The organism is Thomasclavelia cocleata (genome assembly GCF_900102365.1).
In the GTDB taxonomy this organism is placed as follows: Bacteria; Bacillota_I; Bacilli_A; order Erysipelotrichales; family Coprobacillaceae; genus Thomasclavelia; species Thomasclavelia cocleata.
In genome coordinates this window covers 1-14,189 of sequence record NZ_FOIN01000033.1, presented here as the reverse complement: position 1 = coordinate 14,189, position 14,189 = coordinate 1, and the positions used below count along the sequence as shown (strand labels likewise).

The following is a 14,189-nucleotide window of genomic DNA, read 5'->3' as shown; positions in this document are numbered from 1 at the left end:
CTTTATTTCATATCATCTAATAAATCATCAGCATCATCAAATGAAGGTGTATTGTCATCAATAGAACTATTTTCATCCAAACTATGATCTGCAGTCCCATCATGACGGTCTAACATTTGACCTGTATTAAATAAGGCTTCAATTTGTTCACCTGCTAAAGTTTCATGTTCTAATAAAGCATCAGCAATAGTTACTAATCTATCTTTATTAGCTTCAATTATTTCTTTTGCCTTAGCATAACATTCATCAATAATCTTACGAACCTGAACATCAATTTCATATGCGATTTGACCAGAATGAGAATTACTATGTTGTGTATAATCACGACCTAAAAATACATTTCCTTGTTCAGAATCATACTTAATTGGCCCTAACTCAGACATTCCTAATTCTGTAACCATCATTCTTGCAATTCTTGTTGCTTGTTCAATATCATTATGAGCTCCAGAACTTACATCTCCAAAGAAAATTTCTTCAGCCACACGTCCACCCATAAATCCTGCTATATTAGCTTCTAATTGTGTTTTAGTTTGGAAATAAGTTTCCTCTTTAGGCGTCATCAAATTATAACCACCCGCCTGTCCACGAGGTACAATAGTAACTTTTTGTACCTTATTAGCATCTTCTAAGGTTAAACCTAATACCGCATGTCCAGCTTCATGATAAGCAACTAAACGACGTTCTTTTTCACTATATTTACGAGATTTCTTCGCTGGTCCACCCATTACACGGTCAACCGCTTCATCAATATCTGCCATTGATATAACTTTATGATCTTCACGAACAGCTAATAAAGCCGCCTCATTTAATACATTTTCAAGCTCTGCCCCTGAAAAACCTGGTGTTCTTTGAGCAATATTACTAAAATCAACATCTGGTGCAAACTTTTTATTACGTGCATGTACTTTTAAAATTTCTGTACGTGCATTTTTATCAGGATTAGCTACCTGAATTTGGCGGTCAAAACGTCCTGGACGTAATAATGCAGGATCCAAAACATCAGCACGGTTAGTTGCTGCCAAAATAATAATTCCTTCATTACCACTAAATCCATCCATCTCAACTAATAATTGGTTTAATGTTTGTTCACGTTCATCGTGTCCACCGCCCATACCAGTTCCTCTTTGACGACCTACAGCATCAATTTCATCAATAAAAATAATACATGGAGCAGTTTGTTTAGCCTTTTTAAACATATCACGTACACGTCCAGCACCAACTCCGACAAACATTTCCACAAACTCAGAACCAGATATTGAATAATATGGTACACTAGCTTCACCAGAAACTGCTCTTGCAAGTAATGTCTTTCCTGTACCTGGTGGACCAACTAATAATACCCCTTTTGGTATACGAGCTCCCATCTGGGCAAATTTCTTAGGATTTTTCAAAAAAGCTACTAATTCTTTTAGTTCTTCTTTTTCCTCATCTGCACCAGCAACATCGGAAAATCTTGTTTTTTGATTTTTTTCTAATTTAGCTCTTGAATTACCAAAATCAAAAGCTTTAGCATTTCCACCACCTTGAGACATCATTCTAAAAATAAAGAACATACCTCCAAGTAATAATACATATGGTAAAATATTAGCTATGATTCGCATAAACATACCACGATCATTAGCATCTACAATCGTAGTTTCAATTCCTTTTTCATTTAAAAGACTAGTTAATGATTGCATCTCAGCTTCAGTATTAGGAATAGTTGTCGTAAACTCAACTTCTATTGATTTACCATCAGCTTTCTTTGTATACTTACCCGAAACATCAACGACTAACGAAGAAGGAACTATCTCAACTTCCTTAATCTTTTCATCTTGTACTACTTCCACAAATTCACTGTACTTAATTTCTTTACTGTTACTTTGATTCATAAAAGTAACAAGTCCTCCAATTAAGACTAGTACTAATAACCAGGGAAGAATTGACTTTAATAATCCATTCTTATTGTTCATAAACTCTCCTTACTTATAACATTCTTCTTTTAAAATACCAACATATGGTAGTTGGCGATACCTTTCATTAAAATCCAATCCATAACCAACAACAAAAGCATTAGGAATCGTAAACCCAATATAATCAGCTTTCATATCAATAACTCGTCCTTCTGCTTTATCTAACATTGTAACAATTTTCACACTATTAGCTCTACGTTTTAAGAGCATTTCTTTAACATTATATAATGTCTTTCCTGTATCAAGAATATCTTCAACAATTAAAATATTTTTACCTGTTACATCTTCTTTTAAATCCTGTTTAACTACAAGTGTTTTTGACTCAACACCATCATAACTGCTAACATTCATATAATCAAATGTTACATCACTATTCAAATGTTTTGAAAGTTCTGCCATAAAAGGAACAGACCCTTTTAATAATCCTACTAATAAAACTTCTTTACCCTCATAGTCTTTATCAATAATTTTTCCTAACTCTTTACATTTTGCACTGATTTGTTCTTCAGTAATTAAGATTTCCTTTATATCCTTATGCATCCTGCTCACTCCTAATCATATATGCCTATAATTTTACCACATATAAATTAGGTTTTGAATATAAATACCTAATATTTTTTGCAAGATGTGGTACAAGAATAATCATTCCCTGACTATTTTCTACAACTGGCCAAGTTTCTCTTTTGCTTTTAGGGATTTTATTATCAATATATAGACGTGATACTTTTTTAGTCCCACCTGCAGTATCAATTACATCCCCAGGTCGAAATGGTCTTATAGTAATAGGAAAATCCTCTTTTGTCAAATAAATACCTTCATTTAGATGACCTTCTTTACTTAAATAAAAGTACTCATTTTTATCATAAACTAATTGATCATATTTTAAACAGTAGCTTATACTATTTTTTAATTTTGAAACATGTATATTATTATATTCTTTTATGAACCTAATATTAACAGGTAAATTCATTTTAATATTTGGTTTATTACTTTTAATTTGTTTAATAACTTCTTTAATTAAAGAATCACTAATTAAAGGTGGATAAACGATTTCTTTAATTATTTCATAGATAAATCCCTCTAAAAGATCATTAGGAATTATCTGATAATCAATTTTATTTTGATTATGATACATATCAAGATATTTCTTTAATTTTTTTAGATTACTTAAATATCTTTGATTATGCTGTTTTGCATTATATAATAAATCACTTATCTGCTGCTCAGTATAATTCTTTAACGTTATATTACGAATATAATCACGAGTAAACTCAGTTTCAAAGTTTGTATAATCATCACGATATCTTACATTATTATCATGACAATAATCTCGTAATACTTGTTTTTTAATATTTAAAAACGGTCTCAAAATAGTTAATCCCCACACTTCACTAATATCTTTGATCCCTAAATATCCCTTAGTATTATGACGTTGTATCTGCATAATTATATTTTCAATTACATCATCTAAATGATGAGCTAAAACAACTTTCTTAACCCCATATTTACAAGCTATTTGATAATAAAATTCATAACGAAGTTTTCTTGCCTGACTTTGAAAGTTGTCTTTTCCATATTCTTCTTTATTTATTTCACGAACATACAATGGTATTTGATATTTACTACAATATTTAAAAACCGTTTCTTGATCAAGATCACTATCATCTCTTAAATGATAATTAACATGGCAAACAACGACTTTAATTCCTTTATTATACATAGCATCTAATAATGCCATTGAATCACAGCCCCCAGATACCCCTACTATATATAACTGATTTAAATCTAATAGTTTTTCTAAATCCATCATTTCATCACCTCAAATATCTTCACTATTATAACAAATAATCCTTTTAATAACATATTAATTTTAAACTTTCAAAGAAAAAGATCGTTAATAAACGACCTAATTTAAATCTTCCACTGCTTTAACTATTTTAATTACAACAATGCTTATATCATCCAGATTATTCTCTTCCAAAACTTGATTCATTAATAGAGTAGATATCTCTTGAGGATGCAATCGATTAAATAATTTAATATTTTTATTAATTATTTGTTCAAATCTTTCCCCAGTTCCATCACTAGACATAATAATAAGATCATTATTATTTAATAACATTTCATAACTTGACATCTTTAATTTAGAAACAATTCCTACTGGTAAAGAATTAGTAGCAATTTTTTCAACAATTCCATTTCTAATATGATAGCTTGGATTAGCTCCATATTTAATTAATTTCATTTTTGCATTAGCAAGATTAATATTGCATAAATCTAATGTTGTAAACATATCATTTCTATTTTTTATTTTTAATAACGCATTAATAGAGTCAATTGTGTCTTTTAAACTAATTCCATTTAAAATCAATTTAGATAATACTTCTAAAGTTAATTTACTTTCGGTAGCTGCCATTTTCCCTTGACCCATTCCATCACTTAAAGCTAAATAATGAAGATTATCCTGATGAAAAGCACTAAATGAATCTCCACAATTTAATGGTTCTAAAGAATATTGTTGAATTCCAAATTGTAAAGAATAGTTTTGTTGGTGTTTTAAAACTACTGATGTATATCCTAAATGATGCATAGAATCTTGTATTGAAATAACTTCTAATGACTCATTTAAATAATTTTCAATAATTGGAACAAGTTCATTAACTACCTCATTGCCACTTATATCCATTAATCCTATTTCTAATGTATAAACATCTAATGATATTTGATGTTTATACAAATATGTAATATTAAATTGATATCCTAATAAGTGTTCTTTTAATTGATCATCACCAAATGGTGTCTCTTCTAAAGAATTACTAAAATTATCAAAAACTTCACTTAATAATGAAAACTCATAAAATAAATCCTTTTTTAAATGCGAATTCTCTTGATTAACTCTTTTTATTTTTTCATAACTTTCCTTATATTCATTAATTCCATTTAAAAACTTATCTGGACTAATACAATTACTTTTTATATATTTTAGATCCTCATCATTGTATTTTGATTTAAACCCTTTATTTATTAACTTACCCAATCGACTCACACTACCATCCCGGTAGAAACATAAATCACGACTAGGACAATGTAAACACACATCCTCATAGACATACCCAACAAATTCTCCTACATTAACATCTCGATTTGCTTCTTGAAATATATTTGTCAATTGTTTAAATAAAGAGGCGAATGTATTAGCACGTTGAATTAATTTATTACGACTTGTAATATTTTTATAATCATCACTAAGTAACTTTGGTTTTCGCTTGAAAGTAGGAACGAATAAAAATAAAGCTGCGCTTACTACTATAATAAAATTATGATAGTAATAATCATATTCTATAAAAAATGGAAGAATTAAATGACTTAAAATATACAATGTTGAACAAATTAATTTGTTTTGGGGTTTATACATAAAGAAAATACTAAACGGAAGGATTAGTGATAGTATTTCATCTTTAAGTAAAGGATTAATAAACATTAATATGATAGATACATATAAAATTGTGGGCATAGTCCTATTTATATTTAAATAATATACACTTAATAATAAATAGAATCTAAGTAATATCATCATATACAGCTGATTTACTTCCAATAAAGAAATGATGGCTAACATTATCATTACTGAAAGAATCATCATTCGTTTATTTGTATATACTTCAATTGTGTTATGAATAAAGAGAGGGACCACTTCTAAGCATAATAAACTATGTATTAATGTAAAGGATAGGATTACTAATACTTCTATATAGTTATATTTATATATGTATAAAAAAATCAAACTTACTAAAGTAATTATCAGGGCAATATATTTACTTTTAACAAATTTAAAATGCATCACTATTTGCATAAGTATTATACTAGTAAGAGAAATTAGTAATAACATATAGTTTTCGTAGGACAGGTATGTTGTTAAAACTAATGCACTCAAATATACAATTATATGTCGGTATCCACATATAAATGATATTACTAGCATAGGGAGTACAAAACATAATGATGTACCATATATTTGTATTAAGCTTAGAAAGAGGGTTAATACAAAAATTGAAATATAAGTCATTCTAATATTCTTTATTTTTATTTTCGTCTTTTCTACTGACAAATCCATTTCATTCACCTCGTACTATTGATTATATGGATTTATCAATAAATAATTTGTCGTTTTTTAACCTTAATTACAAACATCTAAATAATTATTAATATTAACATATAAATTAAACTACTTTTTTAAATAATAGTAAAAAAATTAGAAAAATAATTAGCCTGACACTTCTAAACATTAAACTCTCATAAAACTCCTTTCTAACAGACATCTACTAATAATAGAAAAGAATATCCAAAATAATAAACTATATAAAATATTTATAAATTGATATAATTATTCATGATGAAACCAAAATTAGAATTAAAGGAGATAAAAATGAAATCAGTTTTACTTATAGGACAATCAAATATGGCAGGGCGTGGATTTTTACATGAAGTCACACCTCTCTATAATGAAAACATTTTTATGTTAAGAAATGGAAGATGGCAGATGATGTCTGAACCAATTCATTTTGACAGAGCAGTTGCTGGTGTTGGATTGGCTGCATCATTTGCACAAGAATGGTGTAATGCAAACAAAAATGAGAAAATTGGATTAATCCCCTGTGCAGAAGGAGGAAGTTCTATTGACGAATGGAATGTTGAGGGGGCTTTATTTCGTCATGCAATCAGCGAAACAAAATATGCTATGGAAAATAGTGAATTAATTGCAATATTATGGCATCAGGGAGAAAGCGACAGCCATAGAGGACAATATCAGAACTATTATCAAAAACTAAATGTAATAATAAATTCATTTAGAAAAGAATTAGGGGCTTTGGAAGTTCCATTTATTATTGGAGGGTTAGGGGATTATTTAGGGAAATCTGCATTTGGTTTAAGTTGTACTGAATATAAGCTGGTTAATCAGGAATTACTTCGATATGCCAAAAATAATGATAATTGTTATTTTGTAACTGGAAAAAAATTGTATTCAAACCCAGATGGTATACATATTAATGCAGAATCTCAAAGAAGATTTGGTATAAGATATTTTAAAGCCTATCAAACAAAATCAAATATAAACACCCCATTAAAAGATGAAGCAGAAATTGTAGCAGCATATTATGAAAAACAACACACCACTACTGAAAAAAGATATATGGCATTAGAGCAATTTACATTAGGAAAACTATCTTTAGAAGAAATAATGAAATTTTTAAAGTAAACATATGACAAGTGATAGTAAACCTCATTCTTAAAAAAGAAAGACAGTTCATTTATTCCAAAAATAATTGTCTTTTTCTTTAAAAAAATTTAAGTATAGACAATTACCATTATATAATAGATAACTTCTAATAGGATATATATTATATCTAATAAATGTAGTAGAGTTGTATTCCAAAAAAACATACTAACAAAATAACTTAGTATTAAGACAGCAAAAGAATATTACATAGCTGCTAATTATTCATGTAAACAGCAACATACAATTTACTAATAAAAAACGTTAAACTAAAATAATTAACGCTTTTATAACCTAATCTTATATTATAAATCTAATTTAAATCCTATATCCCCCATTACAATAGATTTTTCATATTGGATAAATCCCATTCTTTCTAATAATCTAATTGAACGAAAATTATCACTATAAACATGAGCAAAAACTCTTTTAAATTTATATTCATTTTTAAGTATATCAAGCAATACTTTAAATGATTCTGTTGCATACCCAAAATGCCAAAAGTCACTATCAAAAGTATAACCAACTGTTACAGAAGCTGGTTCAATTACCTCTAAAAAATAATCACCTATCAAATAATTATTTTTCTTTAAAACTACTCCTAGTTGATAACTTCCTTTTGTACCATTAAAAGGATGTGCTAAACAATATTCGATTCTTTTAACAGCTTTATTATATGAATATCGCCACCATGATTGATAATACGCCACTTCTCTTTTATTACGATACTCGCTTAAACGTTTAGCATCAGACATATCTAATTCTCTAATTATTAAACGTTGGGTTTCAATACTCTTCATTTAGCCACCTCTCTGTTAATTATCATAACACAAACTAAATAATTATTTTAGTTTTTTATAGCATATTTAATTGTATTTATTAAATGTTTTATAGTTATGATAGGGTGTTTAAATAACATTCTCTTTCCTGCGTACTTCATTACCTCTCTTATCTGCTCACGATATATTTTTTGATAACAATGGATTGGACAAGAAGAACAAAAAGTTTTTTCTTTTTTACGAGGACAACAGTCAATCCTTTTAAATGCATATTCTTTTAATTTACTTAAATCTTGATGATGATCATTTTCATATATTGAAATCATCAATTCTAATAGTTCTTTTTCAGTTGTCATTAACTTTGCCTGCCTTGTTCAATTCTAATTATTCTATCACAAATTTTTAACGATGATGGTCTATGACTAACTAAAATAATTGTCTTACCATCACGATTATCTTTCAACGTCTTTAAAACTAGTGCTTCATTTAAACTATCCAAATTACTAGTTGGCTCATCTAATAAAATTAATGGTGAATCATGCAAAAATGCTCGTGCTAAGGATAGCCTTTGCAGCTGTCCTCCTGATAATGACTGATAAAGGCTACCAATCATTGTTTCATAACCCTCTTTTAAACTAATAATAAATTCATGTAAATTAGCCTTTTTACAAGCTTCCATCACTTCTTTATCACTAGCCTCCATTCCCAATTTAATATTATTAATAATAGTATCATTAAAAATATAAGTATCTTGGGTAACATAGCTAATAAGTTTAGCCAATGAATCACTTTGCCAGGACTTTAAATTATGACCATCTATCAAAATTTCACCACTACTTGAATCATAAAAACGCATTAACAGCTTCAATAATGTCGTTTTACCACTGCCACTACGCCCCTCAATTCCAATAATTTCTCCAGGCCTAATTACTAAATCAATATTATCCAGGATTATTTCTTCTTCATATTTAAATGATAAATTTTTTAATTCAATTATTCCTAAATCACCTTGATATCCATTAACAACTTCTTCAACCTGAGGTTTTTCATCTAATAAATCAAGTACCCGATTCCCACTAGCAAAAGTAATTACTAGATTGTGAGCTAATGATGATAAAGCTAATACTGGTCCAAATGAAGACATCAAAGCAATCGTACTAATCAAAACTCCTTTAAAATCAATTAACTGGTAAAGATATAAATAATAACCCAAAATAAACATTGCTAATGAAAAAAAACTAACACAAATATCCCCCATCATTCGATACTGTCCTTCTAAATCTTTTAATTCTTCATTTTGGCTATTTAATAATTCACTCTTTCTTTCAATCTCATTTAAACGTTTATCGCCACATAAAAATTGATCAATGATTCTCAATCCATGAATTGACTCCAAAATATAACTAGTATATTTACCATAAGTATTTCGATAATCCAATCCTTTGTTACCAGAAACCTTACCAACAACAAATGGAATAAATATCCCAATGAATAAATATGCTGCAGTAGCTAATAATGCTAAAGCTATATGAAACTGCCCTAAATAAATAATCATAATAATTGAAACAATCAAAGCAATTATAACTGGTGAAATTGTATGTGCATAAAACACCTCTAATAATTCCACATCGCTAGTAATCATTGTAACTAAATTTCCCTGATCTTTACCATCTAGTTTAGCTGGTGCCAGCTTCCTTAATTTTCCAAATACAATATCTCTTATCATCGCTAGTAATTTAAATGCGATAAAATGGTTACACCATTGTTCCCCATACCGCAAAAATCCACGCAAAATACCACATGCAATTAAAATATACAATAAACTAGTAAAAGTTTCTTTATTTATTATTTTAATTACTATTTCACCAGCGATAATTGTTAAAAATATCGCTGCCAGATATCCAATTACCCCAAGAAAAATAGCTAATAGCATAATTAATATCATTGATTTCACTAGAGCAATCAAGCTAATTACAACCTTTAAATTACTACGTTTTTTCACTTGTATTACCTCCATAATTTTCAATTTCTTTTTGGGTATTAACTAAATTTCGATATTCCTTATTATCTTTCATCAATTTATCATGACTATCAAAACCAATTAGTTTTCCATGACTAAAAACATAATTACATTTAGAATTTTCAACACTTGCTAGACGATGACTAATTAAGATAACAATTTTTTCGTCCTGCATCTGATAAATTAGCCTCATGATAATTTCTTCACTTTCAATATCAATATTTGATGTTGCTTCATCAAAAATATACACTTTTGTATCATGTAATAATGCTCTGGCAATACTTAGTCGCTGTTTTTGACCACCTGATAAATTATTGCCACGTTCTTCAATTTCACTATCTAATCCATTTATTCCTTCAAAATAATTCCATAAGTTTACTTTTTTTAATACATCTATCATCATTGTATCATCACTATTACAATTACCATCTAATAAATTTGAACGTACAGTTCCTACAAAGATATATGGATCATGTTCAACCATCGTTATTTGTTTCATTAAGCTAGTATGTTTAATTTCATTTATTTGTTTATTATTATAAGCTAATTTCCCCTGATAATTATCATAATAACCCATTAACAGTTTTGCAATCGTACTCTTTCCACTACCAGAGCTTCCAACTATACCATAAATTCCAGGCTGATTAATTTTTAAACTAACATCTTTTAAAACAATCTTTTCATCATACCCAAATGACAAGTCTCTAATTTCAATTTCATTAATATCACCAATCTCTAGTTCCTTATCATCTGTAATTGATACATCTAACAATTTAAAAATTTTTTCACTTGCAGCATTACCATTCATCGCAATATGAAAAAAAGATCCTAACAGTCTAAGTGGAATGAAATATTCAGCCGATAACATAATCATCATAAATGTTTGCCCTAGATTAATTGAACCTACCTGATAGCTATACAATGAAATTATAATTCCAAGTGCTGCCCCACCATAAGCCACCAAATCCATAATACTAATTGAATTCAACTGCATTACTAAAACTTTCATTGTAACATTTCTAAACCGTTGAGCTTCCTCATTCATTTCAACATGTTTAAATGAATCACCTCGATACCCCTTTAAAGTTGTCAAACCTCGAACATTATCTAAAAAACGTTCTGCTAAATTCCCATATAACCCCCAATATTTACTTAATAGTCTTTTAGCAAACTTCTGTACTAACACAATTGACATAGGAATCAAAGGAACACAAATAAAAAGCACTAATGCCCCTTTAAATTCCACTTGTCCTAATACAATAAACAATGTTACTGGTGCTATCATACTATAAAAGAACTGTGGTAAATATTTACCAAAATAAATTTCTAACTGTTCTACTCCTTCACTCATTAACTGCGTAAGTGAAGCCGTGCTAATTATTTTATTGTAATGATTATTTAATAATAAAACCTTTTTATAAATATCACATCTAAGCTTTGCTTTTATATTTTTACCTGCTTTAAAAGAATACACTGAAACTAATTTCCCAAAATATCCTTTTATTAAAATTAGAACTACAATTATGACAATCTTTATAAAAAAGTAATTTATCTTACCCTTACTATAAAGTTCATTTACCATACCAGCTATAATTACAACAATAATAATTTGAGCTATAAGTCCTAACCACTGCATTAATACTTGTAAATATACATACTTTTTATCTTCTTTTAAATAGCTAACTAGCCTTTTATTAATCATTATCTACTTCTCTAATTGTTTTAATACGAAATATAAAATAATAATATTTAAATATCACTAATAAAACAATCATTATCCTTCCATAAATATTATTCATCATTAAAAATGCAATTAATAACATTGTACTTGCAAAAGATAATAACATTACCTTAGTCTGTAATGTCATTGCTCTTCTAGTAACAAAATCATTTAAATGATTTTGATATAACTTAGTTCCTTCAAACCAAATCTTAGCACGTGAAGAACTCTTAGTAAAAAAGAACAGTGCTGTTAAAAGAAAAGGGGTTGTAGGTAAAATGGGTAATACAACACCAATCATTCCAATCAACATAAATACTATTCCCAAAGCAAAATATAAATATTTCATCTTAACCTCCTTTGTTATAAGCGTCTAACTTACTTTAACATTATTAAAAGATATTTTCAATAAAAAAGTTAGTCTTTTATAACAAATTCATAATATAAAACACAAAATCTGCATATGAAATATTCATTTTAAAATGTTATAATATATATCAACATGTAGTTTGCAAGAACATAAAACCAATTGCAGCTATACGTTTTTATTATTGTGGAGATCAAATATATATATTTAGTGAAAATGTTAATCTGACAGAGAAGGAATATGTAAGATAACAGATATTGTTACAAGAACGATAAGTAATCAAGAAGAAGATTTTCATCTTCTAATATCTTCAAGCAATAAAATGGATATTCTCATTCCCCTGAACAGTGAATTATCGTTAGCAAAAATGCGTAAAATCTTATCAGAAAACGAGATTTATAGATTAATTAAAACATTTTATTTAAACAAGCTGGAACAAATAAAAAAGGGAAAGAAATTTCATGCTCAAGATATGTATTTACTTGAAACAGCAGAAAAATGCTTCCATTTATTATTAAAAATATTAAAGTAAAAAAAAGAGCAAAAATAATATGTAATGTAAACGATTATGTAATCAAGCCAATCATATTTATCAATTCATAGCAATAGACGACCACTATACTTTAAAATCTCCTTTAACAAACAATACTAGCTTAACTAATCATAAAGAAATTATCCGTAAAACAATAAACAAAGATAAGCTTGAAGAAATAATTAATCATATTCCATATTTACGAATTCTAAAAGTAACAAGTGAACATTTTCATCAAGAAATATATAAAAAACTTTTAATGAATATTCAGAAATAGAATTGACCAAGACAATCTATTTACGTCATGCTCAAAATTATAAATTAGATTATTTAAAACAGGCACAACAGCTTTTTCATGTGGAAATAGCTGTTGTACTAAATATGTCAATTAATATGGTTATTATTACAAAATGTAGAGAATATAGATTATCAGGACAAACTAAGATACAACTATAAGCTCAAAGCCTATTTATATACTTATGACTATGAAAAAATGTTTTTTCAATTAAATGCCAACTTTATGCCTATAAGATGGCTAAAAGAAAATATATTGAATTCAAAGAAACAAAAGAAAAAGATTTAAACAAAGTTGCTATTCTCTTAAATAATCTAATCATTCTTTATTCTCATTCATCATTGATTATGTTTAGAGAATTTTCTGAATTACTAAAAAAGCATAAACAAGAAATCATCAATTCTTTTATTTATATCATCGATAATGATGGTAATGAAAGAAGACTTTCTAATGGTCCTATGGAAGGTTATAATAGAACTCCTAAAGATTTCAAAAGAAATTCCAGAGGCTTAGGTAATTTCGAATATGCCGTAGTAGATTAATCTGGGCTAACAGAAAAAGCGAACCTGTTCTATCTATACCAAAAAATATATAAATTTAAAAAACAGAATGTGAAAAGTATCTAGACAAAATAAAGGGAATAACCAAAAATGGTTGTTCCCTAAAATTGACCCCCAAATAATTTGGCTTTCCCACTAAATTATTTGGTTACCCGATAGTTTGACATTACCTTAACCTGTAATTGTTTAACTATCTTTTTTACTACTAATATTCTTCAATTTATCTTATAAAAAGCATATTTTTTAATAATTAATTAAAACTCTTTTCTTTTTTTATTTATAACTAATACAGCCGAAGTAATAACCAATCCTGCAAATGAATATATAAAGTTTATTGTATCACCTGTTTTAACTGATTCCTTAACTTCGCTATCTCCAGCTTTCACTAGTTCTAATCCTTCAAGGGCTTTTGTTAATGCTTTCTCTGCAGCTTTTACTTCTGCCTCACTTGCTTCTGGATCTTCTAATACTGCCTGTGCTTTTATTACTTCATTTTCTACTACTGCCCATGTATTAGCTGTATAACTTGCACTGTTTAATCCATTTGCCTTATTGATTAAATCCGCTAATAAATCTTTATTTGGTTTTAATCTTAAGTTCAAGTATGCTCTTGTTAATGCATCACATGCTTCATCTACTTCTGCCTGTGTTGCTTTTTCATTTCCTAATACTTCTTGAGCTGCTTCTAA

The 14,189-nt window shown here is 28.0% G+C and carries 13 protein-coding genes; 3 read left to right on the top strand and 10 right to left on the bottom strand.

What is annotated here, in order from left to right; all coding sequences use genetic code 11:
- Window positions 1-2 precede the first annotated feature (2 nt).
- From ftsH to BMW96_RS10610, 4 genes are all read right to left on the bottom strand, one after another.
- On the bottom strand, window positions 3-1,952 hold the full coding sequence (gene ftsH, locus BMW96_RS10625) for an ATP-dependent zinc metalloprotease FtsH (RefSeq protein WP_092355566.1): 1,950 nt from the start codon (window positions 1,950-1,952) through the stop codon (window positions 3-5).
- Window positions 1,953-1,961: 9 nt separating this feature from the next.
- On the bottom strand, window positions 1,962-2,492 hold the full coding sequence (gene hpt, locus BMW96_RS10620; RefSeq protein WP_092355563.1) for a hypoxanthine phosphoribosyltransferase: 531 nt from the start codon (window positions 2,490-2,492) through the stop codon (window positions 1,962-1,964).
- 25 nt (window positions 2,493-2,517) lie between these two features.
- Window positions 2,518-3,759 (bottom strand): tRNA lysidine(34) synthetase TilS, encoded by a 1,242-nt coding sequence (gene tilS / locus BMW96_RS10615; protein WP_162207486.1) that lies wholly within the window; start codon window positions 3,757-3,759, stop codon window positions 2,518-2,520.
- Between the two features lie 99 nt (window positions 3,760-3,858).
- Window positions 3,859-5,367, bottom strand: coding sequence for a PP2C family serine/threonine-protein phosphatase (locus BMW96_RS10610; RefSeq protein WP_244881306.1), 1,509 nt, complete (start codon window positions 5,365-5,367; stop codon window positions 3,859-3,861).
- A 1,011-nt stretch (window positions 5,368-6,378) separates the two neighbouring features.
- On the opposite strand from BMW96_RS10610, the gene BMW96_RS10605 reads away from it, so the two are divergent.
- Window positions 6,379-7,209 (top strand): sialate O-acetylesterase, encoded by an 831-nt coding sequence (locus BMW96_RS10605; RefSeq protein WP_092355554.1) that lies wholly within the window; start codon window positions 6,379-6,381, stop codon window positions 7,207-7,209.
- Window positions 7,210-7,532: 323 nt separating this feature from the next.
- Here the strand turns inward: BMW96_RS10605 and BMW96_RS10600 are convergent, their stop codons facing one another.
- From BMW96_RS10600 to BMW96_RS10580, 5 genes are read right to left on the bottom strand one after another with little or no spacing between them, the layout of a single operon-like run.
- Entirely contained in the window at window positions 7,533-8,027 is a 495-nt protein-coding gene (locus tag BMW96_RS10600; protein ID WP_092355551.1) for a GNAT family N-acetyltransferase, read from the bottom strand.
- A 47-nt stretch (window positions 8,028-8,074) separates the two neighbouring features.
- Entirely contained in the window at window positions 8,075-8,362 is a 288-nt protein-coding gene (locus BMW96_RS10595) for a nitrous oxide-stimulated promoter family protein (protein WP_092355548.1), read from the bottom strand.
- Window positions 8,362-10,008, bottom strand: coding sequence for an amino acid ABC transporter ATP-binding/permease protein (locus BMW96_RS10590; protein ID WP_092355545.1), 1,647 nt, complete (start codon window positions 10,006-10,008; stop codon window positions 8,362-8,364). Before BMW96_RS10590 ends, BMW96_RS10595 begins: the two co-directional genes overlap by 1 nt.
- Entirely contained in the window at window positions 9,995-11,728 is a 1,734-nt protein-coding gene (locus BMW96_RS10585) for an ABC transporter ATP-binding protein/permease (RefSeq protein ID WP_092355542.1), read from the bottom strand. The genes BMW96_RS10590 and BMW96_RS10585 overlap by 14 nt, the downstream gene beginning before the upstream one ends.
- Window positions 11,721-12,095 (bottom strand): YbaN family protein, encoded by a 375-nt coding sequence (locus BMW96_RS10580; protein WP_092355538.1) that lies wholly within the window; start codon window positions 12,093-12,095, stop codon window positions 11,721-11,723. The genes BMW96_RS10585 and BMW96_RS10580 overlap by 8 nt, the downstream gene beginning before the upstream one ends.
- 829 nt (window positions 12,096-12,924) lie before the next feature.
- Here BMW96_RS10580 and BMW96_RS14380 point away from each other — a divergent pair.
- Both BMW96_RS14380 and BMW96_RS10565 read left to right on the top strand, forming a co-directional pair.
- The gene (locus BMW96_RS14380; protein ID WP_180320317.1) at window positions 12,925-13,101 is read left to right on the top strand and encodes a hypothetical protein; all 177 of its coding nucleotides are present in this window, start codon (window positions 12,925-12,927) and stop codon (window positions 13,099-13,101) included.
- 75 nt (window positions 13,102-13,176) lie between these two features.
- The gene (locus tag BMW96_RS10565; RefSeq protein WP_092355532.1) at window positions 13,177-13,482 is read left to right on the top strand and encodes a transposase; all 306 of its coding nucleotides are present in this window, start codon (window positions 13,177-13,179) and stop codon (window positions 13,480-13,482) included.
- 272 nt (window positions 13,483-13,754) lie between these two features.
- Here BMW96_RS10565 and BMW96_RS10560 read toward each other — a convergent pair.
- On the bottom strand, window positions 13,755-14,189 hold a 435-nt coding region (locus BMW96_RS10560; RefSeq protein ID WP_143050739.1), incomplete at its 5' end, for an LPXTG cell wall anchor domain-containing protein.

What these genes read in the sequence shown, in the direction of transcription:
- ftsH (WP_092355566.1), bottom strand. Translation starts at nt 1,952, where the DNA reads ATGAACAATAAGAATGGATTATTAAAGTCAATTCTTCCCTGGTTATTA.
- hpt (WP_092355563.1), bottom strand. Translation starts at nt 2,492, where the DNA reads ATGCATAAGGATATAAAGGAAATCTTAATTACTGAAGAACAAATCAGT.
- tilS (WP_162207486.1), bottom strand. Translation starts at nt 3,759, where the DNA reads ATGGATTTAGAAAAACTATTAGATTTAAATCAGTTATATATAGTAGGG.
- BMW96_RS10610 (WP_244881306.1), bottom strand. Translation starts at nt 5,367, where the DNA reads ATGTATAAACCCCAAAACAAATTAATTTGTTCAACATTGTATATTTTA.
- BMW96_RS10605 (WP_092355554.1), top strand. Translation starts at nt 6,379, where the DNA reads ATGAAATCAGTTTTACTTATAGGACAATCAAATATGGCAGGGCGTGGA.
- BMW96_RS10600 (WP_092355551.1), bottom strand. Translation starts at nt 8,027, where the DNA reads ATGAAGAGTATTGAAACCCAACGTTTAATAATTAGAGAATTAGATATG.
- BMW96_RS10595 (WP_092355548.1), bottom strand. Translation starts at nt 8,362, where the DNA reads ATGACAACTGAAAAAGAACTATTAGAATTGATGATTTCAATATATGAA.
- BMW96_RS10585 (WP_092355542.1), bottom strand. Translation starts at nt 11,728, where the DNA reads ATGATTAATAAAAGGCTAGTTAGCTATTTAAAAGAAGATAAAAAGTAT.
- BMW96_RS10580 (WP_092355538.1), bottom strand. Translation starts at nt 12,095, where the DNA reads ATGAAATATTTATATTTTGCTTTGGGAATAGTATTTATGTTGATTGGA.
- BMW96_RS10565 (WP_092355532.1), top strand. Translation starts at nt 13,177, where the DNA reads ATGGCTAAAAGAAAATATATTGAATTCAAAGAAACAAAAGAAAAAGAT.